Origin of the sequence: Streptomyces sp. SID14436 (genome assembly GCF_010548465.1) — a bacterium.
Classification (GTDB): domain Bacteria; phylum Actinomycetota; class Actinomycetes; order Streptomycetales; family Streptomycetaceae; genus Streptomyces.
In genome coordinates this window covers 1-295 of record NZ_JAAGMD010000786.1, presented here as the reverse complement: position 1 = coordinate 295, position 295 = coordinate 1, and the positions used below count along the sequence as shown (strand labels likewise).

1 pseudogene is annotated in these 295 nt (G+C 75.6%); it reads left to right on the top strand.

Annotated elements, in window-relative coordinates:
• A pseudogene (locus tag G3I53_RS28200) lies at window positions 1-295 on the top strand (1-aminocyclopropane-1-carboxylate deaminase); the annotation flags it as partial.

Genomic DNA, 295 nt, shown 5'->3' with positions numbered 1-295 from the left:
TGCGCCCCCGCCTGCCCTCACCCCTGCAGGAGGCCGTCGACGCGCGGTTCGAGCGGCACGGGGTCCGGCTGCTGCTGAAGCGGGACGACCTGATCCACCCGGAGCTGGTGGGCAACAAGTGGCGCAAGCTGGCGCCCAACCTCGCGGCGGCGGACGGGCGGACCGTGGTCACCTTCGGTGGCGCGTACTCCAACCACCTCCGGGCCACCGCCGCCGCCGGACGGCTGCTCGGCCTGCGCACGGTCGGCGTGGTCCGCGGCCAGGAACTCGCCGGCCGCCCGCTCAACCCCTCGCT